Annotated in this window: 21 protein-coding genes; 9 read left to right on the top strand and 12 right to left on the bottom strand. The window is 72.3% G+C overall.

What is annotated here, in order from left to right:
- Positions 1-28: 28 nt before the first annotated feature.
- Entirely contained in the window at positions 29-1,402 is a 1,374-nt protein-coding gene (locus QOL88_RS24625; RefSeq protein ID WP_179878947.1) for a DUF6716 putative glycosyltransferase, read from the bottom strand.
- Between the two features lie 198 nt (positions 1,403-1,600).
- Between QOL88_RS24625 and QOL88_RS24620 the strand changes: the two genes are divergently transcribed.
- The 4 genes from QOL88_RS24620 (at position 1,601) to QOL88_RS24605 (ending at position 6,231) form a co-directional block, all read left to right on the top strand.
- Complete coding sequence (locus tag QOL88_RS24620; RefSeq protein WP_097219563.1) at positions 1,601-2,587, top strand: glycosyltransferase family 2 protein; 987 nt, start codon at positions 1,601-1,603, stop codon at positions 2,585-2,587.
- Positions 2,587-3,918, top strand: coding sequence for an alpha-2,8-polysialyltransferase family protein (locus QOL88_RS24615; RefSeq protein WP_097219561.1), 1,332 nt, complete (start codon positions 2,587-2,589; stop codon positions 3,916-3,918). The genes QOL88_RS24620 and QOL88_RS24615 overlap by 1 nt, the downstream gene beginning before the upstream one ends.
- 170 nt (positions 3,919-4,088) lie before the next feature.
- Positions 4,089-5,246, top strand: a complete 1,158-nt coding sequence (locus QOL88_RS24610; RefSeq protein WP_097219558.1) for an acyltransferase family protein — start codon at positions 4,089-4,091, stop codon at positions 5,244-5,246.
- 64 nt (positions 5,247-5,310) lie between these two features.
- On the top strand, positions 5,311-6,231 hold the full coding sequence (locus QOL88_RS24605) for a class I SAM-dependent methyltransferase (protein WP_097219556.1): 921 nt from the start codon (positions 5,311-5,313) through the stop codon (positions 6,229-6,231).
- Positions 6,232-6,245: 14 nt separating this feature from the next.
- Here the strand turns inward: QOL88_RS24605 and QOL88_RS24600 are convergent, their stop codons facing one another.
- Complete coding sequence (locus QOL88_RS24600; protein ID WP_097219554.1) at positions 6,246-6,896, bottom strand: TetR/AcrR family transcriptional regulator C-terminal domain-containing protein; 651 nt, start codon at positions 6,894-6,896, stop codon at positions 6,246-6,248.
- A 75-nt stretch (positions 6,897-6,971) separates the two neighbouring features.
- Here QOL88_RS24600 and QOL88_RS24595 point away from each other — a divergent pair, with 75 nt between their 5' ends.
- Complete coding sequence (locus QOL88_RS24595; RefSeq protein ID WP_097219551.1) at positions 6,972-8,402, top strand: FAD-dependent oxidoreductase; 1,431 nt, start codon at positions 6,972-6,974, stop codon at positions 8,400-8,402.
- A 10-nt stretch (positions 8,403-8,412) separates the two neighbouring features.
- On the opposite strand, the gene leuE is transcribed toward QOL88_RS24595, so the two are convergent.
- Together leuE and QOL88_RS24585 are read right to left on the bottom strand one after the other, a co-directional pair.
- Positions 8,413-9,060 (bottom strand): leucine efflux protein LeuE, encoded by a 648-nt coding sequence (gene leuE, locus QOL88_RS24590; protein WP_097219549.1) that lies wholly within the window; start codon positions 9,058-9,060, stop codon positions 8,413-8,415.
- Between the two features lie 47 nt (positions 9,061-9,107).
- The gene (locus tag QOL88_RS24585) at positions 9,108-10,688 is read right to left on the bottom strand and encodes an acyl-CoA mutase large subunit family protein (protein WP_097219546.1); all 1,581 of its coding nucleotides are present in this window, start codon (positions 10,686-10,688) and stop codon (positions 9,108-9,110) included.
- Positions 10,689-10,828: 140 nt separating this feature from the next.
- On the opposite strand from QOL88_RS24585, the gene QOL88_RS24580 reads away from it, so the two are divergent.
- Positions 10,829-11,674 (top strand): L,D-transpeptidase family protein, encoded by an 846-nt coding sequence (locus QOL88_RS24580; protein WP_097219544.1) that lies wholly within the window; start codon positions 10,829-10,831, stop codon positions 11,672-11,674.
- A 157-nt stretch (positions 11,675-11,831) separates the two neighbouring features.
- On the opposite strand, the gene QOL88_RS24575 is transcribed toward QOL88_RS24580, so the two are convergent.
- From QOL88_RS24575 to QOL88_RS24560, 4 genes are all read right to left on the bottom strand, one after another.
- Positions 11,832-12,914 (bottom strand): hypothetical protein, encoded by a 1,083-nt coding sequence (locus QOL88_RS24575; RefSeq protein ID WP_097219541.1) that lies wholly within the window; start codon positions 12,912-12,914, stop codon positions 11,832-11,834.
- Positions 12,914-13,588, bottom strand: coding sequence for an RNA polymerase sigma factor (locus QOL88_RS24570; RefSeq protein WP_053674644.1), 675 nt, complete (start codon positions 13,586-13,588; stop codon positions 12,914-12,916). The genes QOL88_RS24575 and QOL88_RS24570 overlap by 1 nt, the downstream gene beginning before the upstream one ends.
- Before the next feature lie 382 nt (positions 13,589-13,970).
- Positions 13,971-14,768: a hypothetical protein gene (locus tag QOL88_RS24565; protein WP_097219538.1), complete on the bottom strand. Its 798-nt coding sequence runs from the start codon at positions 14,766-14,768 to the stop codon at positions 13,971-13,973.
- A 133-nt stretch (positions 14,769-14,901) separates the two neighbouring features.
- A complete protein-coding gene (locus tag QOL88_RS24560) occupies positions 14,902-15,519 on the bottom strand; it encodes an RNA polymerase sigma factor (protein WP_097219535.1) in 618 nt (205 codons plus the stop codon).
- A gap of 216 nt (positions 15,520-15,735) precedes the next feature.
- On the opposite strand from QOL88_RS24560, the gene QOL88_RS24555 reads away from it, so the two are divergent.
- On the top strand, positions 15,736-16,965 hold the full coding sequence (locus tag QOL88_RS24555) for an N-acetylmuramoyl-L-alanine amidase (RefSeq protein WP_097219533.1): 1,230 nt from the start codon (positions 15,736-15,738) through the stop codon (positions 16,963-16,965).
- 2 nt (positions 16,966-16,967) lie between these two features.
- Here the strand turns inward: QOL88_RS24555 and QOL88_RS24550 are convergent, their stop codons facing one another.
- The 4 genes from QOL88_RS24550 to QOL88_RS24535 form a co-directional block, all read right to left on the bottom strand.
- The gene (locus tag QOL88_RS24550) at positions 16,968-17,363 is read right to left on the bottom strand and encodes a hypothetical protein (protein ID WP_097219531.1); all 396 of its coding nucleotides are present in this window, start codon (positions 17,361-17,363) and stop codon (positions 16,968-16,970) included.
- A gap of 148 nt (positions 17,364-17,511) precedes the next feature.
- On the bottom strand, positions 17,512-18,066 hold the full coding sequence (locus QOL88_RS24545) for a hypothetical protein (protein WP_097219529.1): 555 nt from the start codon (positions 18,064-18,066) through the stop codon (positions 17,512-17,514).
- A gap of 108 nt (positions 18,067-18,174) precedes the next feature.
- A complete protein-coding gene (locus tag QOL88_RS24540) occupies positions 18,175-18,681 on the bottom strand; it encodes a hypothetical protein (RefSeq protein ID WP_097219527.1) in 507 nt (168 codons plus the stop codon).
- Between the two features lie 93 nt (positions 18,682-18,774).
- Positions 18,775-20,376, bottom strand: coding sequence for a beta-N-acetylhexosaminidase (locus QOL88_RS24535; RefSeq protein ID WP_097223165.1), 1,602 nt, complete (start codon positions 20,374-20,376; stop codon positions 18,775-18,777).
- A gap of 290 nt (positions 20,377-20,666) precedes the next feature.
- Between QOL88_RS24535 and QOL88_RS24530 the strand changes: the two genes are divergently transcribed.
- Positions 20,667-21,125 carry a 2-oxo-4-hydroxy-4-carboxy-5-ureidoimidazoline decarboxylase gene (locus tag QOL88_RS24530; protein ID WP_097219526.1) on the top strand — a complete coding sequence of 153 codons (459 nt, stop codon included), beginning with the start codon at positions 20,667-20,669 and terminating at the stop codon, positions 21,123-21,125.
- Positions 21,126-21,380: 255 nt separating this feature from the next.
- Positions 21,381-21,761: a succinate dehydrogenase, cytochrome b556 subunit gene (sdhC, locus tag QOL88_RS24525; protein ID WP_037670267.1), complete on the top strand. Its 381-nt coding sequence runs from the start codon at positions 21,381-21,383 to the stop codon at positions 21,759-21,761.
- Positions 21,762-21,766 lie beyond the last annotated feature (5 nt).

Below are 21,766 nucleotides of genomic sequence, written 5' to 3'. Positions count from 1 at the left end.
ACTCCTTGGGCAGGGGTCTCGGGGCGGCTCACAGCTCGCCCATCCGCCGGATGACGGGCGCCACGCGCTGGACGCCGTGCCGGTAGGCGCCGCGCGCCGCCCGGCGCACGATCTGCCGGACCGGTCCGGGCTCCTTGTCGGCTGCGGGCGCGCCGGGCAGCGGGGTGCCGTCCGGGCCGAGGTGGTGGCGGGCGAGGATCCCGGGCAGATAGCCGGGCGCGGTGACAGGGGTGTAGTACGGGGTCAGCGGGGGCAGGCCGCCGGGCCGGTCGAGCAGCTGGGCGACGCGTTCCCGGGCGGCGTCGAAGGCCGAGGCGTAGGAGCCTCCCCCGGACTCCGTCCGGGAGGTGCCCCCGGCGGCGACGCCCTGCCGGGAGACCCACTCCTCGTCGGGCGTGGGCCGGTGCCCGGCGTCGAGCTGGTCCCAGGAGGCGAGGCAGCCGGAGCCCACGAAGTGGTGGTTGCCGAGGGACTCGCGGATGCCGAGGTCGCTCAGCACGACGGTCGGGATCCGGCGGTGCAGCGACTCCAGCGCGGCCGTGGAGCTGACCGTCACGAGCAGGTCGGTCCGGTCCAGGACCTCGCCCATGTTGCCGTACACCAGGCGGAAGTTGGCGGGCGGATCGAGGCGCTGCGCCAGCTTCTGGTACGGCAGCTCCTCGATGTGGGTGGTGTGTTCGCCGGGCTTGGAGCGCAGCTTCAGCAGCACCTCGCGTTCGGGGTGCCGGCGGGCGTGCTGCACCAGCCGGTTCAGCAGGTACGTACGGTCCTTGCGGCTGTCCGGGACGGAGGGCTGGGCGGCGAACACCACGGTGTAGGGGTCGTGTTCGCCTTCGTACGGCGCGCCGCCGAGGAACGGCAGGGCCACCTCGGTCACCGCGGAGGCGTCGGCGCCGACCCCTTCGTAGACGGCCCGGAAACGGTCCGCGTCCTGGCGGGAGTTGGCGAGGACCAGGTCCGCGCCGTGCCGCAGCAGCAGGCCGTCGGCGAGCTTCTCGTAGACGACACCGACGTAGCCGGTGACGACGACGGGCCGCGCGGTGCGGTTCTCCCAGACGCGTGCCAGGCCGTGGAGCATCGCCTGCACTCCGCCGCCGACAAGGGAGAGGACGAGGATGTCGTAGGACTCCTCGGCCATGGCGCGCAGGAACTCCACGGCGGTGACCTCCCGCAGCGAGTCGGCGCGTACGCCCACTTCCTGAAGCTGGCGCGGGGTGGGCGTCGCCCGGCCGCGCAGCAGGAATCCGTCGAGGAGGGGGCCGACTTGCGCGCCCTCGCGCGGTGCGGCTTCCATGGACGGTCCCGGGGCGATGCGGTCCGCGGTCAGCGCACCCCATTTCCATCGGGTGTCGCTGTCCGCGAGGACGGCGATTCGCGGGCGCTTCGGTGTACTTACTGGCACGTCGAAGACGCTAGGAAGCGAATCCGAGGTATGGCCGAACCGCGACTCAACGAAAAGTTAACAACAGCCCACCGAGAGCCGAACTGGCCTCCTGGAAGGCGGGAAGTACACGGGGTGCACCGTTCTGACACATGGAGTTCACCCGGTGTACCTTCATCGGAAAGTTCCGCTGCCGGGCGGGCTCCTAACGTTTTGCGGGTGCCTAAGCTTTCCGTGATCGTGCCGTTCTACAACGTGCAGCAATATGCCCCGGACACCCTCAGAAGCCTTCGGTTGAACGCCGACCGTGATTTCGAGTTCATCCTGGTCGACGACCATTCGAAGGACGAAACTCCGGCCATTCTCGAACGAGCGGCCGAGGACCTTTCGGATGTCGCCCAGGTGCGGTACATCCGCCATGAGCGAAACGGTGGGCTCGCCACCGCCCGCAACACCGGCCTGGACGCGGCGCAGGGCGAGTACCTGACGTTCCTGGACGGCGACGACTGGCTGGCCCCCGGCTACTTCACCGAACTGGTGTCCGCGATGGACGACTTGGGGTGCGACTTCGTGCGCACCGACCATGTGCAGGCCACCGCCCGGGCCCGTTCCGTGAGCAGGGTGCCGATCGGCCGGCGCTGGGAGGTGTTCAGCCCGCGCGAGGCGATCCTGCCCGCCCACCGCTCGACCTCGGTGGACTACGCCTACGCCTGGGCCGGCGCCTACCACCGCCGTCTGGTCGACAAGGGCCTGCTCCACTTCACCGACGGGCTGCGCACGGCCGAGGACCGGCCGTGGATCTGGAAGCTGCACCGCGAGGCGGAGTCGTTCGCCGTGGTGAGCCTGCTGGGCGTGTTCTACCGGCGCGGGGTGGCCTCGTCCCTGACGCAGATCGGCGACGTCCGCCAGCTCGACTTCATCCGCGCCTTCGACCAGGTGATCGAGGAGACGGCCGCGGACCGTGACGCCGACCGGCTGCTGCCGAAGGCGGTGCGGACCTACTGCGCGATCATCGCCCACCACCTCTCCAACGAAGACAGGTTCGAACCGGCCGTGGCCAGGCAGCTGCGGTCGATGAGCGCGGCGGCCATCAAGCGCATGCCGCAGGACGCACTCGGTGACGCACTGGAGGCCATGGACATGGACCGCTCGTCCAAGCTCCGACGGCTGCGGCGCCGGGTCACCACGACGGGAGCGGCCGCCTGATGCCCGGGACCACTCAGATCTTCTGCGCCTCGACGCTCTACGGCGTCGCCACCCTGGCCGCCGCGATCGACTCCGACCTCTTCGAGGAGCCGGACCGCCGGGTGCTGCTGGTGTTCAACAACTCAGCGACCCCGGAGACCACTCCGGCCCTGGACGAGATGCCGGGCTTCGCGCCGCTGCGCGAGCACTTCGACGAGGTGCTGTCCTGGAACGAGGCGATCCGCCCCTTCCACCCCGGGGCGTGGACGCCGCGCGCCGACGACGTCCCGCTCTTCGAGCGCTATCTGCGCCTGCTGTGGGGCCTCGGCGACGACCGGGTGAGCCTGGTGCTGGAATCCATCCAGGTGGCACCCGCCCTGACGGTGGCCCAGCTGTTCACCGATGCCCCCGTCGACGTCTACGCCGACGGGCTGATGAGCTACGGCCCCACCCGCAACAAGCTCGACCCGCTGGTCGGCACGCGCGTGCGGCGGCTGCTGCACCTCGATCTGGTGCCGGGGCTCACGCCGATGCTGCTCACCGAGTTCGGCGTGCCGGCGCACCTGGTGCCGACGCCCGCGTTCCTGAAGGTACTCGGGGAGGTCACCGAGACCGTGCCCGAACTGCCGGACGTGCCCGGCGACTCGGCGCTGCTGCTCGGCCAGTACCTCTCCGCGCTGAACATCCTCTCCCCCGAGGAGGAGGAGGACCTGCATGTGCGGATGATGCGGGGCGCCGTGGCCCGCGGCCACCGCACGGTCGTCTTCAAGCCCCACCCGACCGCGCCGGCCCGCTACAGCCGCGCCCTGGAGACCGAGGCCGACAAGCTCGGCGTGGACCTCACCGTGCTGGACACGCCCGTGCTCGCCGAGGTGCTGTTCGACCGCGCCCGGCCCGCGCTGGTCGTCGGCTGCTTCTCGACCGCGCTGTTCACCGCGTCCGCGTTCTACGACCTGCCGGTCGCCCGCATCGGCACGGAGCTGCTGCTGGAGCGGTTGACGCCGTATCAGAACAGCAACCGGGTGCCGACCACGCTGGCGGACGCGCTGCTGCCCGGCCTGGAGAGCGGAGAGGACGGCGAGGTCCTGCCGGCCGAGCGGCTGTCCGGCCTCCTCACGGCCCTCGGGTTCACCATGCAGCCGCAGATCTACCCGGAGCTGCGCCCGCAGGCCGAGCGGTTCCTGGCCCGGCACCTCGGTCCGCGGACCCGGCGTTACTTCAAGAAGCGCCGCCTCACCGCGCTCGGACTGCCCGGGGGCATTCCGCAGCGGCTGGCGTTCCTGCCGCGCAATTCCACGGCACGCCGGGTGGTCAGGCGAGCCCGGGCCCTGCGCAAGGCGGTCCGCCGCTGAGCCGGTCCCACCCGGCCGCCCCCGGCGACATCCAGATGAACCCATGGGGACCGGCAGGCGAAGCCTGTCGCCATCGAACGTAATTGCGTCAACTCTCGTCCTAGGGTGACAGGCGCCCGCCCACAGGCGGCTCAGGCAAAGGACATACGAGCCACACAGAGGTTTCCAGCGTGACCGAGACGGTCGTCAGCACCCGACAGCCCCGGCCCGGCACCGCCGTGCCGGTCGAACCACCGGGGGCCGCCACGACCGTCCCACGGCGCGGAAAGAACTCCGGCGGGCGGCTGCGCGCCCTCGACGGACTGCGGCTGGTGGCCGCGCTGATGGTGGCGCTCTACCACTACGGCGGACGCGACGGTGAGGTCGGCCAGGCGTGGGGCAGCTCGCCGCGGGACCAGTTCCCCACCCTGCACTCGCTGTTCGCCTACGGCTGCCTCGGCGTCCAGGTGTTCTTCGTGATCAGCGGCTTCGTGATCTGCATGAGCGGCTGGGGCCGGCCCCTGAAGTCGTTCTTCGCCTCCCGCGCCTCCCGGCTGCTGCCCGCCTACTGGGCGGCCGTCCTGCTGGTGACCGCCGTGTTCGCGCTGCCGGTGGTCGCCTACCAGGCCGTGTCGCCGAGCGACGCCCTGGTGAACCTGACGATGCTCCAGATGCCCCTGGGCGTCGACCGGGTGCTCGGGGTGTGCTGGACCCTGTGGGCGGAGGTCCGCTTCTACGCCCTGTTCGCCCTGTGCGTCGTGCTGCCCGGGGCGAACCGCCGCCGGGTGATCATGTTCTGCGCGGGCTGGATGCTGGCGGCGGTGATCGCCGAGAACGCGAACATGCCGCTGCTCGACATCGTACTGATGCCCGAGTACGCGCCCTTCTTCATCGGCGGTGTCGGCCTCTACCTCGTGCACCGCGACCGGCGGGACGTCCACGGGTGGGGCATCGTGGCCGTCAGCTGGCTGATCGGCCAGCACTACGCGGTGCAGTCGCTGTGGCACGCCCCCGACCCGGAGGCATTCTCCTACCGCTCGTCGTTCGGGATCATCGCCGTCGTCACGTTCGGCTTCGTGGCGGTCGCCGCGATCGCGCTGGGCCTGCTGGGCCGGGTGAACTGGCGGTGGCTGACGGTCGCGGGCGCGCTGACGTACCCCTTCTACCTGGTCCACGAGCATCTCGGCTGGGTGGTGATCCACGCCCTGCACCGCGGTCTGGGGCTGCCCTCCGGGGTGACGTTCGCGCTCACGGTGGCGTCAATGCTGCTGCTGGCGTGGTTGCTGAACAAATATGTGGAGAAGTCGCTGACGCCCCGGCTGCGGACGGCGCTGGCGAAGACCCGCTGACCCTGTTCACGGGACGTTCAACCGGCCGTCGGTTCGGGCAAGGCTCAGAGAGAAGGCTCGTCTCATGACCAACGCACAGGCAACCGACAAGCACCCCGGCGAACTCGCCGACGTCCCGGGCTGGTTCCCGCCGCTGGACCAGATGCTGTTCACCTGGTTCCTCGAACAGCAGAAGAAGGCCGGCACAAAGGGTGACCTGCTGGAACTCGGCGTCTACATGGGCAAGAGCGCGATTCTCCTCGGCCACCACCTCCAGGACGGCGAACTGTTCACCGTCTGCGACCTCTTCGAGGGCGACGCCCCGGACGAGGCCAACAAGGCGGAGTCCTCGAAGTCGTACGCCTCGCTCACCCAGCAGGCCTTCGAGCGGAACTACCTGTCCTTCCACGACACCCTGCCGACGGTGATCACCGGCCCCAGTTCCCTGGTGGACGAGAAGGTGGCCCCGGACACCTGCCGCTTCATCCACATCGACGCCTCACACCTGTACGAGCACGTGTACGGCGACATCGGCGCGGCCCACGACATCCTGCTTCCCGAGGGAGTCGTGGTCCTCGACGACTTCCGCTCCGAGCACACCCCGGGTGTCTCGGTCGCCGCCTGGGAGGCCGTCCTCAACCGCGGTCTGCGCCCGATCTGTCTCAGCACGCAGAAGATGTACGCCTCCTGGGGCGACCCCGGGCCGCTCCAGGAGGAATTGCTGGAGATGCTGCGGCAGCGCTCGGACGTCGGGCTGAGCGTGCAGGAGGCGGCCGGGCACCGGCTGATCCGGACCCGCTCCCGCGGCATGAAGCCGCCGTCCTTCCCGCCCTCACGGCACTACGTGGAACCGGCGCCCGTACCGGCGCCCGCCCCCACGGTCACCGAGACGCGGGCGGCACGCCCGGCCCGCCCCGCCCCGACCCGGGCCCGCCGGCTCGCCAAGGACCTGCTGCCGCCCGTGGTCACCCGGGCCGTACGGCGGGCCCGCGCGAAACGGTCCTGACGCGCCGGACCGCGTCATGAGACCCGGTAGCGCGCCCCGATCCCCTCGATCACGAGGGCGAGTCCCTCCTCGAAGTGCCGGTCGTAGTCCTCGAAGATCTCCGCGCCCGCCTGGGCCGACAAGGGGAAGTCGGCCATCAGGCGGGCGCGTTCGTCCAGGTCGTAGCCCTCGCGGCGCTCACCCGGCAGTGGCTGGACGCCCTGCTCCTCGGTGACGAAGCCCAGGGTGTACAGGTAGGCCGTGGTGAGCGCGCGGGCCGCCTGGGCGAGGGTGAACCCGGCGGCCGTGAACAGGCGCAGGTTGTCCTCCATCGGCCCGGCGTGCTCGATGCCGGTGAAGCGTGAGCCGCTGAAGACCTTCGCGCCGTCCCGGTAGCCGAGCAGGGCGGCGCGCAGCCCCCGGTTGGCCCTGAGCAGCCGGTCCTGCCAGGTGTCGGCGGGGTCGAGCGCGGTCCCGGCGACCATCCGGCGGTACATCTCCGTCGCCATCTCGTCGAGCAGCGCCTGCTTGTCCTTGAAGTGCCAGTAGAGGGCGGGCGCCTTCACGTCCAGTTCCCGGGCGATGGCGCGCAGGGTCAGGCCGTCCAGGCCCACCTCGTTCAGCAGCCGCAGCGCGGTGTCCGCGACCCGGCGGCGGTCCAGGGGCTCGCGTCGTTCCGTACTCACGCTTGACAACTTAACACCGTTAAGGCAACCCTCGGGAAGCGGAGCTACTTAACAGCGTTAAGGAGAGGGCGGCCGATGAAGACGATCAGGGACACGGACGTACTGGTGGTGGGCGCGGGCCCGACGGGCCTGGCACTCGGGATCGACCTCGCCCGGCGGGGCGTGGCCGCGCTGGTCGTGGAGCGGGCCGGGACCCTGTTCCCCGGCTCGCGCGGCAAGGGCATCCAGCCGCGCACGATGGAGGTCTTCGACGACCTGGGCGTGCTGGACGCGATCCGGGCCGCGGGCGGCACCTACCCGGTGGGGATGATCTGGCAGGACGGCAGGCGGGCGGGCGAGCACCGGATGTTCGACGCCGTCGAGCCGAGCGAGGACGCGCCCTACAACGAGCCGTGGATGGTGCCGCAGTGGCGCACACAGCAGGTCCTGCGGGCGCGGCTGGAGGAGCTGGGCGGCGAGGTGGCCTTCGGCCGGGAGGTCGTCGCTCTGACGCAGGACGAGGCCGGGGTACGCGCGGAGTTCGCCTCGGGTGAGGCCGTCACCGCCCGGTACGCCGTGGCGGCGGACGGCGGTCGCTCGACCGTGCGCGGGCTGCTCGGCATCGGCATGGCGGGCGAGACCGTCGACCCGCACCCGACGCTGGTGGCGGACGTCCGGATCAGCGGCCTGGACCGGGACAACTGGCACGTCTTCCCGCCCGGTGCGGGAGACGGCTTCCTCGCGATCTGTCCGCTGGCCGGCACCGAGGACTTCCAGCTGGTGGCGCAGTTCCCGGAGGGGACGGCGCCCGACCTCTCCCTGGAGGGCATCCGGAAGGTCGTCGCCGCCCGCTCGCACCTCGCGCCGGAGTCCGTGACGGAGCTGCGCTGGGCCTCGGACTTCCGGCCCCGGGCGGCCCTGGCGGACCGCTTCCGCTCCGGGCGGGTCTTCCTCGCCGGCGACGCGGCGCACGTGCACTCCCCCGCCGGCGGCCAGGGCCTCAACACCAGCGTCCAGGACGCCTACAACCTGGGCTGGAAGCTGGGCGCGGTGCTGCGCGACGGCGCGGACGCGGCGCTGCTCGACTCCTACGAGGAGGAGCGGCGGCCCGTCGCGGCCGAAGTGCTCGGCCTGTCCACCCGGGTGCACCGCGGCGAGACCCGGCGCGGCGAGGCGACCCGCCAACTCGGTCTCGGCTACCGGGAGTCACCGCTCACCCGCGAGACCCGGACCGACCCGGGCGCGCCGCGGGCGGGCGACCGCGCACCCGACGGGACGGTGGCCGGCGTCCGGCTCTTCGACGCGTTCCGCGGCCCGCACTGGACGCTGCTGGTCCTGGGAGGGGCGCAGGCACCGGACCCCGGCGTGCGGATCCCGGTCGTACAGGGTCCCGCACCCGGCGCGTACGGGCCCGGTCTCTACCTCGTCCGCCCCGACGGCTACGTCGGCTGGGCCGGGGACACGGCGGCCGGTCTCCCGGAGTACCTGGCCCGCTTCGGCCGGGGCCAGGCCGTGTCCGCGACCTAGTGCGCCCGCGTTAGGAACTCGCCAGCGACAGCTTCACCGCGAACCCCAGGAACAGCGCGCCCGCCGCCGAGGTCGCCCCGGCCGACAGGCGCCGGCGGCGGCGGAAGGCCGCGGCCAGCCTGGTGCCGCCGAAGATCAGCGCGCTGAGGTAGAGCACGCTGGCGAACTGGGCGAGGGCGCCGAGGACGACGAAGGACAGGGCCGGGTAGGCGTACTGCGGATCCACGAACTGTACGAAGAAGGCGACGAAGAAGAGGATCGCCTTGGGGTTGAACAGGCTGACGACGAAGGCACGGCGGAAGGGCCGCTCCTCGGCGGGCGCGGGCGCCTCACCCTCGGCGGTCCGCTCCCCGCGCGTCCGCCACATGCCCCACGCGGCCCGCAGCATGCCGAGGGCCAGCCAGGTCAGATATCCGGCCCCCGCGTACTTGACGATGGCGAACAGCACGGCGTTCGCCTGCAGCAGCGAGGCGACCCCGGCCGCGGACAGCGTCATCAACACCGCGTCCCCGCACCAGACTCCGGCCGAGGCGGTGTACCCGGCGCGCACGCCGCGGCGGGCGGCCACGGACAGCACGTACAGCGAGTTGGGGCCGGGCAGCAGAATGATCAGGACGAGGCCCGCCAGGTAGGTGGGCAGATCGATGATGCCGAACATGCCAACGAGTGTCGCACGTGGGTCCGACACCCCCGCCCCGCCGGGGCTCAGAAGGCGTCGGACGGGATGTACGCACCCCACACCTCGCGCAGTGCGTTGCAGACCTCGCCGACGGTGGCCCTTGCCCTGAGCGCTTCCTTCATGGGGTAAAGGACGTTGTCCTCGCCCTGGGCGGCCTTCTTCAGTGCCGCCAGGGCCGCGTCGACGGCCGGCTGGTCGCGCTCGGCGCGCAGTGCGGCCAGGCGTTCGGCCTGGCGGGCCTCGATGGCGGGGTCGACGCGCAGCGGCTCGTAGGGTTCTTCCGCGTCGAGCCGGAAGCGGTTGACGCCGACGACGACGCGTTCGCCGGAGTCGGTCTCCTGGGCGATGCGGTAGGCGTTGCGTTCGATCTCGCCCTTCTGGAAACCGCGCTCGATGGCCTCGACGGCACCGCCCAGTTCCTCGACCCGGTCCATCAGCTCCACCGCCGCCGCTTCGACGTCATCGGTCAGCTTCTCGATGACGTACGAGCCGGCGAACGGGTCGACGGTGGCGGTCACGTCCGTCTCGTAGGCCAGGACCTGCTGGGTGCGCAGCGCCAGGCGGGCGGACTTGTCCGTCGGCAGGGCGATGGCCTCGTCGAAGGAGTTGGTGTGCAGGGACTGCGTGCCGCCCAGCACCGCGGCCAGGCCCTGCACGGCGACCCGGACCAGGTTCACCTCCGGCTGCTGGGCGGTCAGCTGCACCCCGGCCGTCTGGGTGTGGAAGCGCAGCATCAGCGACTTGGGGTCGCGCGCGCCGAACTCCTCGCGCATCACCCGCGCCCAGATCCGCCGCGCGGCACGGAACTTGGCGACCTCTTCGAGCAGGGTCGTGCGGGCCACGAAGAAGAACGACAGACGGGGCGCGAAGTCGTCCACGTCCATGCCCGCGGCGACGGCGGTACGCACGTACTCGATGCCGTCGGCCAGGGTGAAGGCGATCTCCTGCGCGGGCGAGGCCCCCGCCTCGGCCATGTGGTAGCCGGAGATGGAGATGGTGTTCCACCTCGGCATCTGCGCCCGGCAGTACTGGAAGATGTCCGCGATCAGCCGCAGCGACGGCTTGGGCGGGAAGATGTAGGTGCCCCGGGCGATGTACTCCTTCAGCACGTCGTTCTGGATCGTGCCGGTCAGCCGGTCCGCGGCGACGCCCTGCTCCTCGGCGACCAGCTGGTACAGCAGCAGCAACAGTGCGGCCGGGGCGTTGATCGTCATCGACGTCGACACCTTCTCCAGCGGGATCCCGTCGAACAGCACCCGCATGTCGTCGACCGAGTCGATCGCCACGCCCACCTTGCCGACCTCGCCGTGCGCGATCGCCGCATCCGAGTCGTGGCCCATCTGGGTGGGCAGGTCGAAGGCGACCGACAGGCCCGTCGTGCCATGCGCGATGAGCTCCCGGTAGCGGGCGTTGGACTCCGTCGCCGTGCCGAACCCCGCGTACTGGCGCATCGTCCAGGGGCGGCCCGTGTACATCGACGGGTACACGCCACGGGTGTACGGATACGCCCCCGGCTCCCCCAGCTTCTCCGCCGGATCCCAGCCCTCAAGCGCCTCCGGCCCGTAGACCGGCTCGATGGGCAGTCCGGACTCCGACTCACGCGCCATGGTGGTGTGCCTCCCGCAGAGCAGTGACCTCGCTCACCACCATGCCTCCTGGTTCGCGAACGGTCACGTCCGGGGAACATCTCAGGTGACATCCGGGCACACCGGTGAGACGAGCGGGGGGCCGTGTGCGTACCACGGGCATGGGAAGAGCGTTCGTAGCGGGGCTCGCCGTGCTGGCCGCGTTGACCGGCTGCACGGTGCAGACCCCCGACGGCGAGGGGAAGAGCCGCTCGCCGGTGCACATCGAGCTGCCCGACGACACCCCGGCCCCGGACCGCACGCCCGCCGGGGGCGGCGACGCGCCGAGCGCCGCGCCCGCGCCGGACGACGACAAGCCCGCCGCTCCCGCCCCGCCCCGCGTGCTGTGGTCCCGCGGTGACACCGGCCGGGACGTCCGGGAGCTCCAGGCCCGGCTTCGGCAGGTCGCCTGGCTGTTCGAGGGGCCGACCGGGACGTACGGCGAACAGACGGAGCGGGCGGTCAGCGGCTTCCAGGGCAAGCGCGGGCTGCCGCGCACCGGGAAGACCGACGCCGTCACCTGGCAGCGACTGGTGCGCATGACGCGCGAGCCGGGCCGGTGGGACCTCTACCTGATGGGCGGCCAGCAGGCCGACCCGCCGGACGCGCGCTGCCGGACCGGCCGGGTGCTGTGCATCGACAAGACCAGCAGGACGCTGCGCTGGATGATCGACGGGCGGACGGTGTCGACGATGGCGGTCCGCTTCGGCTCGCGGGGCACCCCGACCCGCGAGGGCGTCTTCTCCGTCTACTGGAAGTCCCGCGACCACGTCTCGACGCTCTACGACTCGCCCATGCCCTACGCGATGTTCTTCAGCGGCGGCCAGGCCGTGCACTTCTCGGCGGACTTCGCCGCCCGGGGCTACGCGGGCGGCTCGCACGGCTGCGTCAACGTACGGGACGAGCCGGCGATCGCGAAGCTGTTCGCGCAGGTCCGCAACGGCGACAGGGTCGTCGTGTCCTGGTGACGGCGGGAGAGGGGGTAAGGGGCGCGGGCGGGACCGGGGGAACGTGTCCCGCCCGCGCTCAGGTGCACGAGCCGTAGGTACGGGGGGAACCCCGGCTCTGTGCGACGGCCGATGACCAGTCGGCTCACTCATTACTGCGCCGGGGCGGCCGAAAACGTCACACCGTCGGCCAGAAAGTTTTCAAGGAGTGCGAAACCGCAGGTCGCAGCGGTGCGAGAGAGGTCCGGACGCCGCCGCGGTCCGCGCCGTCATCGTCGTCGTCCTTCTTCTCGGCGCGCTTCTCGGCCTTGCGGTCGGCCTTCCGCTCTGCCTTGTCCTGCTTCCGGTCCTGGTCGGCGTCCTGCTTGCGGTCCTGGTCGCCGTCCCGGCCGGAGCCCTTGCCCTGGTGCCGGCCCTTGTCCGCGTGGTCGTCGCTCCCGCGCCCACCGGAGCGGGGGGCGGCCGAGGACAGGACGCCCTTGCAGTACTTCCAGACCCGCTGGCCGTTCGCCGCGTGCCGCAGGGCACGCCTGTGGTCGGGATCCAGCCGCTTGCCGTCGCGCAGGTCGCGACAGGCTGCGGTGATCTCCCCGCGGTGAACGCCGGAGCCGTCCTTGCGGCCGTCCGGCTTCGGGGCCGCGTCGTCGCGCTTCCCGTCCCCGCCCTGGCCGCCCGCCCCGCCCTTCGACGAGCCGCCCTGGGCGTCGTCGGGGGTGGAGCCGCCCTGCGCGGCGTCGCTCGGCGACGGCGACACCAGCGGCCGTTCGGGGTGGGTGACGGAGGCCGAGACGGAGGCGCCGGGGTCGGGCTCGTCACCGCCGAACGGTGACCTCAGGGCTCCGGTTCCGGCCGCGAGAGCCGCCCCGCCCACCATGCCGACCGCCAGCACGGCGGCCAGGGCGAGGCGCGCGGGACGGGCCCAGCGGGGCGGCCGGGCGGTGCCGGTGCCGCTGTCGCCGGGGGTTCCGATCCGGACCAGCCCGGCGTCGGGGACGCCGGCCGCGTCGCTGCCGCCGGTGGACGCCAAGGCCGCGGCCGCGTCGGCGCGTTCCGCGCGGGCCTTGCGGAAAGCGGCCATCGCGGCGGCCTCGCCGGGAAGTTCATCGCTGGTCAGCGGGGGTGTGGCGGACAGTGCGCCGAGGGTTTTGGCGAGGTGTTCGGCCTGGTCCCGGCCGGCGCGTTCGACAGCTCCGGGTGGCTCTCCGCTCAGCAAACGCTCCGCCGTTTCGCGGTCCAGCCACCTGTACTGCTCGTCGGCCATCACACATCCTTCTGCGTCCGCGCAACGCTATGCGTCACACCTGCGGACGTCACGGCACCGCCACGCGGTTCTCGCTGGGGCGGCAGGGCGTCGAGCACTCCGGCCGATTCCGGATCGGCCTGCGGGTCGTCGCCGAGCAGTTCGGCGAGCCGCTTCAGACCCCGGTGCGCCGCCGTACGGACCGCGCCCGGGCGCTTGCCGAGCGTCTCGGCGGCGGTCTTCGCGTCGAGCCCCACCACCACGCGCAGCACGACCGCTTCGGCCTGGTCCTGCGGCAGCCGGGAGATCAGGGAGAACGCGCCGTCGGTGGCGAGCGCCTCGATGGCCTCGCCGGCGGTGTCCGACTCTGCGGCACGACCGGTCAGCTCGGTCTCGTCACCGCCGATCGCGGGCCGGCGCCCGCGCATGCGTATGTGGTCCAGCGCGCGGTTGCGGGCGATCCGGGCGGCCCAGCCGCGGAACCGGTCCGCGTCTCCGGTGAACCGCTCCAGATCGCGGGCTATCTGAAGCCACGCCTCGGACGTCACGTCCTCGGCGTCGGGGTCGCCGACCAGCGTCCGTACGTACCCGAGCAGCCGCGGATGCACCGTGCGGTAGACAGTCCGGAACGCGTTTTCGTCTCCGTCCTGTGCCGCGCGCACCGCGGCGGTCAGCTCCGCGTCGTCCCCCAGCACCGCGCGCCCTTCTGCGCCTCGACCGGCGCCGCTCTCGCGGACCGGGTTCTCGCCGTCGTGGTTGCTCAATTGGTGGTTGCGGTCACAAGCCCGCAGGTGGTTGCGGTGGTCTCGCCGCCTTCGCTCTTGGCGCGAATGGCACGTTACGACCTGAAACCATGCCCCGTCCATGTCCGCCCGAGATGCAACTAAGCCGTGACGCGGCGGGGTGTGACAGAAAACGCACCCTGGGCGCTGTAGGAAGTACGGGCCGCCGCGCGGCCCGTGCCGCGCGACGGCCGGGGCCTCTCCTGTGGGGGGTGGCGGCCTCGGCCGTTGCCAAGGCGGGCCCGGCGGGCTCGCGCGATCGGCCGGCCGTGACGGCCGGTGCGCGCGGAATCCCCTACTGGTGACGGCCGTTGGGCTGGGAGCGCTTGCTCTCGCCGCGGTTCTTGTCCGAGCCGCTGTTCGAGCCCTTGTCCGAGCCGTTCTCCGACGCGTTGCCCGTGCCGCCGCGCGCGGCGGGTGTGCCGTCGTCCTTGGCGGAACGGCCGTTCCCGGATTCACCGCTGCCGCGCTCCGGCTCGTCCAGCTGTTCGGCGCAGTACGCCGTGATGTACCTCTCACCGCCCGCGGCGGCCACCAGCCGCTGCCAGGACGTCGCCTCCATGGCCTTGCCGCGCCGGCCGACCCGCTCGTAGGCGCGGCAGTGGGCCTCGGTGTCCTGGGCGGGAGACGGCCGGTCCGGGGACGGCAGGTCCGGGGAGGGGCCGGTGCCGGGGGCGGGGCTGTGGCCGTCGCGGGACGGCTGCTCCGACGGGTAGCGCGGGGCGTTGCTCGGGGCGGGCCCCCGCTCGGGGGCGTTGTCCGTGCCGTCCTGCGGCGTTCCCGCCACGCCGATCGCCGCCACGGCGACACCGCCCAGCGTGAGACTGGCGAGCAGCACGGAGAGCGTCGTCTTCAGGGACCGGCCCAGGTACCGCCGTTCCCGGGCGCGCCAGTCGTCCCGGCGGCGGGTGCGGGTGCGCGGGGCCCCGGCGTCCCGGGCGGCCCGGAAGGCGGCCACGGCCCGCTGTTCGGCCTCGGCGTCGACACCGTCCCGGATGAGGGAGGCGACGATCAGCGCCTCGACGTCGGCGTCGAGGAGGGCGTGCCGGGAACCACGGCCGGACAGCCCGCCGTCGCTCTGCCGTTCACCCATGTCCGTTTCCGTCCCTGCTCGTCCGATCGATCCGTCTGCCCCGCCGGGCCCCAGTACGTCCCGCCGGTCCGCCCTGTTCAGGGCGCCGACTCCGCGCGACCCGACCGGGCCGCACGCGAAACCACCGGTTCCGCTACGTCGACTCACCCAGCGTCCGGGGAGCCTCATCCGTCACACTCTCCGCGCCCAGCTGCCCGGCGAGGCGTTTCAGGCCCCGGTAGGCGGCCGTGCGCACCGCGCCCGGCCGCTTGCCCAGAACCCGCGCCGCGGCCGGGCCGTCGAGGCCGACCACGACACGCAGCAGCACGGCCTCGGCCTGGTCGCGCGGCAGGCCCCGGACCAGCTCCAGGGCGCGCTCGGTGGAGATGGCCTCCAGCGCCTGGTCGTACGTGCTCTGCGGCCCCGGCAGTTCCAGGACGTCCTGCTCCAGCGCGGACGACCGGGGCCGTACCCGCTGCCGGCGCAGGTGGTCCAGCGCCCGGTGCCGGGCGATGGTCGCCGTCCAGCCGCGGAAGCCGGCCCCGTCGCCCCGGAACCGCCCGAGGTCCCGGGCGATCTCCAGCCAGGCATCGGACGCCACGTCCTCCGCGTCGTCCCCGACCAGACCGCGCAGATAGCCGAGCAGCCCGGGCTGCACGAAGCGGTAGGCGACCGCGAAGGCCGCCTCGTCACCCTGCTGGGCCCGCGCGACGGCCGCGCCCAGTTCCCCGTCGTACGACTGCCCGCGCCGGGGTTCCGTTCCCTGACCCAAGTACCGTCCTCGTCCGTGCCGAGTGCGCGCCCTCCCACGGTCATCAGCGCCGGTCCGCGCGGAAGTGTCACAGTGCGTCAGGCGCCGGGCGTCCGCGACCGTTCGGGTCAACCCGGCCCGCCGTCCTCGGGAGCCCGGCCCCGCGGAGGTTTCGGCCAAGTGACGTACCGGGGACCTCTGCTCGCGATGCCACCGCCCACGAAAGGTGAGCGCCGTATGACACCCCGCCTCCTGCGCATCGCCGTCGCCACCGCCCTGGCCCTCGGCACACTCGGACTGACCCAGCCCGCCCGGGCCACTTCCCCGGACGCTGTGCGCACCGCCCGGGCCACCTCCTCGGACCCTGTGCACACCGTCCGGGTGCCGGACGGAGACCCCCACGACCGGTCCCTCGCCCCGCGCACCACCGAGCCGTTCAGCCTGATCGGCGTCACCTGGGACGACCCGGACGAGGCCCTGGACGGCACCGTCCAGGTGCGCACCCGCTCCCGGGAGAGCGGCGCGTGGAGCGCGTGGCGCCCCCTGGAGGCCGACAGCCGTACGCCCGAGTCCGGCCCCGACCGCGACCGGGCCGGCGTGCGCGGCGGCACCCAGCCGCTGTGGACCGGGCCCTCGGACGGCATCCAGGTGCGGGTCGCGGGCTCGCGCCTGCCGGAAGGACTGCGCGTCGAACTGGTCGACCCCGAGGCCGGGTCGGACGCCGTGCACAACGCGGCCGTCGACCCGGACGTCGTCCCGCCGGCCGCCGGCCCGCAGGCTGCCGAGCGTCCCGCCATGACCTCGCGCTCCGCCTGGGGCGCGGACGAGTCCCTGGTGAAGGACCCGCCCACGTACACCGGCGACACCAAGGCGATGTTCGTCCACCACACGGCGGGCACCAACGACTACAGCTGCTCCGAGTCGGCGTCGATCGTGCGCGGCGTGTTCCTCTACCACGTGCAGAGCAACGGCTGGAACGACATCGGCTACCACTTCCTCGTCGACAAGTGCGGCACGGTCTTCGAGGGCCGCGCGGGCGGCGTCGACAAGCCCGTCCTCGGCGCGCACACCTACGGGTTCAACACCGCCACCAGCAGCGTCTCGGTGCTCGGCGACTACTCCACGGCGGCCACGAACGCCGCGGTGCGCGCGTCGGTCGCGAAGGTCGCGGCGTGGAAGCTCGGTCTCTACGGCATCGACCCGACCGGGACGACCGTGCTGACCTCCGGCGCCGACAACGGCAAGTACAAGCTGGGCCAGAAGGTGACGTTCCACCGCATCTCCGGCCACCGCGACGGCTACCCGACCGAGTGTCCCGGGCAGCACCTCTACGACGACCTGCCCGAGATCCGCACCCTGGCCGCGAACGCCGGCACGTCGGCCGAGCCCGCCGCGGAGCCGCCCGGGCTCCTGGACGAGGACGAGAGCGAGAACGAGGCCGTCGCCGAGGGCGTGCTCGGGCGCTGACGCTACCGCCGGGGCTCGGCGCCCACCGCGTCCCGGCACAGCAGCCGCAGCGATCCGTGGCCGGCGTAGCAGCGGCGCGCCTCCTCGATGGGGTCCCACAGGCGCCCGTCGGGGGTGCGGATCCAGTGGTCGCCGCCGGTCGCCCACCACTCGGCGCCGGACTGACGCGCCATCACCTCGCCGGCGTAGGCGCCGAAGCCCCGCAACACCTCCTGGACGGCGGCGTCGGGCGCGCCCTCCCGCCGTATCCCCTCGATCATCCGGTCGATGCTCCACAGGCTCCGCGCCGAGTAGTCGAGGCGCAGCCGTGCTCCCTCGCGCATCGTCGCCACTGTGTCCGCCGCCCATCGCAGCGGCTTCGCAGCCGCCGATGGCCTGGTCTCCGCTTGAGTCGTCACATCCCGGAAAGCGCTGCGGCGAAGCGTTTCGTCACCCGGATTCGGCGACTTCCCCGAAGCGGCGCAGGACCGCCCCACCTCACCCAAGGGACAGTCACAGGACTCTTCCAGGAAGCGGGTTTAAGGAGCCTTCGGGGCTCGCTCCCCCTCAACCCTGTTGCCGACTCCGGCGGGACACCACAGCGCGCAGCACCCGGCGCCCCTCGACCGACACCTCCAGCGCCCGGCGCAGCCCGGCGGGACCGTGTCCGGCGAGGACTTCCAGGACGATGATCTGGCGGCGCAGTTCGGCGGCGACAAGGGGCGACATGCCGTCCGTGCGGCCCTCACGGCGGGAGCCGACGGACGAGGCCTCGTCCTGGGCGGTGTCCAGGAGCCGGTGGATCTGCAGGGAGGCGACGGAGCAGGCGTCGGCCCACACCCGGACTTCCGCGGCGGACGGCTCGGCGGGAGCGGCATCGAGCATCCGGTGGGCGAGCGCGGCCGCCTCGTCCCCGGCGCCGGCCGCGTCCAGCTTGCCGCGCGCCTGCTCCAGCCGCTCGCCCCACTCGCCGGCGCCAGCGCCGTCGCTGAGGCTCGCCCACACGGGCCGCAGGATCTCGTCGTCGCCGCCCAGCAGGGGCACGCACCGATCCAAACAAGCCAGCCCGCTCGCGGCCAGCCCGCGCTCGTCGGCCTGTGCGATCAACTCCACCAGGCTCATCCACGCCTCCCTCCGCGGGCCTTCTCCGGGGCCCGATCAGGCCGCTGCCGGCCTTCACCCCTTACGGAACCCGCACTTCCCCTTACTGCGCGCAACGGCCCCGGAGTGTCACAGGGGCACCACACCCAGTCGGTCGAGGAAGCGGAACAGGAGGTTTTCGGCCAGTGGGCACGGGTCCGACGTCAGTACGGCCAGGAGGGCGTCGGTGTTCACATCGAACCCGGCCTCGGCGGCCCAGCGCACGGCACGCTCGGCGGCGTCGCCGGGTTCCAGGAAGTAGTCCTCCAGCGTGAGGCCCTCCCGGCCCGCCCCCACGTACCCGGCCATGGCCGAGCGCGCGAGGCAGGTCGTCCACGCCCCGCTCTCCGGGGCCGCGGCCTCCAGCACCACGCACTCGCTGTTCATGACGTACCCGAAGAGCGCGGGCGCCCCGGTCTCCCGGGCGAGGGCGTTCATGCTCCCGATGTCGCCGTCGCCGCTCGGGTACTCCCACACCTGCCACCCGCCCGGTGCCGAGGCGCGCCGCGTCAGGCACTCCCCGACCCCCGCCAGCGCCTCCAGCTCCGGCAGCGGCCGTTCCCCCCGGCCCACGACGAAGTATCCCCAGTAGCCCATGTCCCGGTTCCCCCCGGCATATTCGATGCTCCTCGCCAGAAGACCACCACAGCCGTACGGGGGTTCGCAGCCGTATGCGCCGATTCGTGTCGGTCAGCCGAGCCTGTCCGCCAGCGCCCGGAACTGCGTCCAGGTCAGCTCGGGCTCGCCCGGGTCCCACAGCTTCTGGACGGTCGCCCGCAGCGGCATCCGGATCCCGGCCGCGACCTGGGCCTGCGTCTGGGAGTTCGCCAGGTCGCACCAGACGGCGAAGGTCCCGCCGAGGATCTGGTCGTCGTAGCGCGCCGGCACGGCCGCGGTGCCGCGCAGCACCCGCGGCGTCCACTGCTCGTAGATCCGCTGCCCCGTCGGGTAGACGAAGGTCTGCGGCTCGCCGAGCACGTAGTACAGGAACTCGTCGTTGTAGTTGATCACCTTGCGGCCCGCCTGGAGGTACTCCAGGGGCGCCCGGGCGCCGATCTCCTTGCCGGTCCAGTAGGCGACCTGGATGTCCTTGGCGGCCTGCACGGAGGTGCCACGGAAGAAGCCGTCGTTCCAGGCGCGCGGGACGCGCTGGTGCCCCCGGACGGTGTCGGCCCGGTCGTTCAGCCAGCCGGTCGTCAGGTCGGCGACCGTCGCGCCGGAGCCGTACTTCTCCTGGGCGGCCGCGGCCAGCTGCGGGAACGACGCCTCCGGGTCGGAGCGGACCAGCGCCTGGTACTCGTCGGCCCCGAGGTGCCAGGGCTTGCCGGGGAAGAGGTCCGCGTACTCGTTGAGCAGGTCGTCGACGATCTCGGCGCTCTCGGCCTTGGAGATGTCGATGGCGCCCTGCACCGCCGACCCCTGGGCGGTGCGCAGCTGCAGGTCGGGGTGGGCGGCGATGACCGCGCCGAGGTGCCCGGGCGAGTCGATCTCGGGCACGATCGTGATGTGCCGGCTCTGCGCGAGGGCGATGATCTTCCGCACCTGCGCCTTGGTCAGATGCTGCTGCGACACGATCTCGGGATGCGAGGACGACTCGATCCGGAACCCCTGGTCGTCGGAGAAGTGCAGCCCCAGTTCGTTGTACTTCAGGTCGCCCAGTTCCCGGATCCGGTCCTCGATCCAGCCGGCCGTGAAGTTCTTGCGGGCGATGTCCAGCATGAACCCGCGCTGCGGCTTGGCCGGTGCGTCCTTCACGACGCCCTCGGGCGCCGTGCCGCCGTCGTGGGTCTCCTGCTTGAGCGTGCGGGTGCCGTAGAAGACCCCCGTGTCGGTGGGCCCGTCGATCTCCACCCGCCCGTCGCGCACGGTCATCGTGTACGACTCCGGGTTCGCGCCCTTGCCGCCGTTCAGCGCCAGCCGCAGGTCCCCGGCCTTCTTGTCGCCCTTCTCGCCCGCGTACGTCATCCCCAGCTCGCCCGCGACCAGCCGTCCCTCGTCGGCCAGCGCCGGGTCGTCCACGACCACCCGGTTGCCCTTCTCGGGCTGCCAGCCCGGGCCGCGCGCCGGCTCGTGATCCCGCACGGCGGGGATGGTGCGGGGCGTCTCGGACAGGGGGTAGGAGCGGGTCGGGCTGGGGGTGGGGGCCGCTTCCGGCGCTCTGTCCGGGGGCGCCGCCGCGGTGGCCCCCCGCGAGGATCCGGCCTCCGAGCCGGTGGACCCGCCGTCGCCGCCCGAGGCCGCCCAGAGCCCGAGACTCACCCCGGCCGCGACCACGACCAGGGCTACAGCCATGGCCACGACCAGCACCTGCCGTTGTTTCTCCTGCTTCGCCGAAGTCCGGCGCCTGTGCTGACTCACACGGCCAACCTAAGACCCGGGGCCGCTCGGCGCGCGTCCACCACGCGTTCCGAAACTCTCCCTCCCGGGTGAAATTCAGGCATCCTTCGGACACGCCGTGGTCGTACTCGATAGCGTGAGGTCACATCTCTCACAACTTGCCCTGCCGACACACGTGACGCCCACGAGGACCCACGCTGCCTGCGCACCGTCTCCCAGATCTCCCCGGCCGGCTTGCCATACCGGTGGAGCACTTCAACGCAGCCTCCGAGGAGGACCTGGAGCAGGCCCTCCTCTCCTGCCTGCGCAGCCACCGCTGGGCCGGACGTGTCGCGGACCACCGTCCCTACCCGGACCTGGACTCCCTGCTGGCCGCGGCGGACGAGGCGGCCTACGACCTCGGCTGGCCCGACCTCACCGAAGCGCTGGCGGCCGAGCCCCTGCCCGCCCTCCCGCCGGACACCTACGCCGCCGCCCACACCGCCCTCAGCGCGGCCCACGCCGCCTACGAGGCCCGCTTCGGACACGTGTTCGTCATCTGTCTGGACGGGGTGTCCCCGTCCGAGACCCTGGACCGGCTCCTGGAGGCCATCCGGTCACGATTGACAAACGATCCGGAGGAGGAGCGCGTGGTCGCGGCAGAGGAACTTCGCCGCCTGGCGAGGCAACGGTTGGTCAACGCCCTCAGGGGCGCGGGGCTGTAGTCGACTTGCGGCTGCCGCCGCGCGGGCGCGACAAGCCACAACGGCGCCGCACCCGGCAGGTAACGGGAAATCCCACCCCAGAAGCCCCCGCGGCTAGCCCGTACGCATGCCAGTTTGATCACACAGCCGGACCCCGGCGCAGCCCGGCCGCAACGCATCGCTACGATGCTGGGGGCCGGTGGACCGTACCCGGCCGGGCCCGACCGACACACCAAGCCGGCGCGGCCCCAATCCCCGCTCCCGGAGGAAACTTCCGTGCCGGCTGGAACGCTGTACCGCGGCCGGGAAGGAATGTGGTCCTGGGTGGCTCATCGAGTCACCGGCGTCCTCATCTTCTTCTTCCTGTTCGTTCACGTGCTGGACACCGCCCTCGTCCGTGTGTCCCCGGAGGCCTACGACAAGGTCGTGGCCACGTACAAGACGCCGATCGTCGCGCTGCTGGAGTACGGCCTCGTCGCCGCCATCCTCTTTCACGCGCTCAACGGCCTGCGCGTCATCGCTGTCGACTTCTGGATCAAGGGCGCCCGCTACCAGAAGCAGATGCTCTGGACCGTCGTCGCCCTGTGGGTCGTGCTGATGCTCGGGGCCATCTACCCCGTCCTCGGTCACGCCGCTCGTGAACTCTTCGGGAGCTGACGCAC

It is taken from the genome of Streptomyces sp. Ag82_O1-12, assembly GCF_900182715.1.
Lineage (GTDB): Bacteria > Actinomycetota > Actinomycetes > Streptomycetales > Streptomycetaceae > Streptomyces > Streptomyces massasporeus.
Note: the sequence above shows the minus strand (reverse complement) of the source record. Positions and strands in the feature narration are given on the sequence as shown.